1 protein-coding gene is annotated in these 1,234 nt (G+C 55.0%); it reads left to right on the top strand.

The features are described 5' to 3' along the window. Window positions 1-60: 60 nt before the first annotated feature. A protein-coding gene (locus VWY34_RS19750; RefSeq protein WP_416535688.1) for an IS3 family transposase occupies window positions 61-1,214 on the top strand; the annotation gives its coding sequence in 2 pieces (ribosomal slippage) (window positions 61-313 and window positions 313-1,214; 1,155 coding nt in all). The last annotated feature ends 20 nt before the right edge of the window (window positions 1,215-1,234 follow it).

The following is a 1,234-nucleotide window of genomic DNA, read 5'->3' as shown; positions in this document are numbered from 1 at the left end:
GGACACTGACGTAAGCTGGAATTTGTTGTCTGCTGATCTTCAACACGAAGGAGATCAGGAATGTCGAAACGGAAGCAACATCACCCCGAGTTTAAGGCCAAGGTTGCGTTAGAGGCGCTGAAGGGCGAGGAGACGGTCAGCGAATTGGCCAGTCGGTTTGGTGTGCATCCCACCATGATCCACCAATGGAAGCGTGCGCTGCTTGAAGGTGCGTCTGGCGTATTTGAGCGCGGAGGTCGAAAAGCACCGGAGGTCGACGAAGAGCAGGTCAAAGACCTCCATGCCAAAATCGGGGAGCTGGCCGTCGCCAACGATTTTTTGGCCAGAAAGCTCAAACCCTGGACCGGCAAGTGAGGCGCAAGATGATTGAGCCAAACCTGCCAGGTCTTTCGGTTGGCAAGCAATGCGCGTTGCTGTCGATCTCACGGTCGTCGTTTTACTACGAGCCGAAAGGCGAGAGCCAAATGAACCTTGATCTGATGCGCCTGATCGATAAGCAGTTCCTGGAAACGCCGTTCTATGGTGTGCGCCAGATGACATGGCGCCTGCGCAATGACGACCACCTCGTCAATGAGAAGCGGATCAGACGCCTGATGCGGCTGATGGGCCTCATGCCGATCTACCAAAAGCCAAACACGAGCAAAGCTGCGAAGGGGCATAAGATCTACCCCTACCTGTTGCGCGGGCTGCGTGTGGATCGGCCCAATCAGGTTTGGTGCGCTGACATCACATATTTACCGATGCGACGCGGCTTCCTGTATCTGGTTGCCATCATGGACTGGCACACGCGCAAGGTGCTGGCGTGGCGTATCTCGAACACATTGGAAGCCGAGTTTTGCGTTGATGCCTTGAATGAGGCCATCCACAAGTTCGGCCCACCAGAGATTATGAACACCGACCAGGGCAGCCAGTTCACGTCCTTTGTCTGGACCGACCGACTGCGTCGATCCAGTGTGCGTATCTCGATGGATGGCAAGGGCCGGTTCCTCGACAACATCTTTGTCGAGCGGCTGTGGCGGTCGCTAAAGTATGAATGCGTCTACCTGCATGCATGGGAAACCGGATCAGATGCTAAGGCAGGCGTCAGGAAGTGGATCGAATTCTACAATCACAAACGCCCACATTCCGCCCTTGGCGGCAAACCACCCGCTGTGATCTACTGGCAGCGAAATGAAATAACCAACCCCGATCAGCAGGTGCAAAGAGTAGCTTAATTTACGCCAGAACCTGTCCA

Source organism: Phaeobacter sp. JH20_02, assembly GCF_048056915.1.
Classification (GTDB): domain Bacteria; phylum Pseudomonadota; class Alphaproteobacteria; order Rhodobacterales; family Rhodobacteraceae; genus Phaeobacter; species Phaeobacter bryozoorum.
Note: the sequence above shows the minus strand (reverse complement) of the source record. Positions and strands in the feature narration are given on the sequence as shown.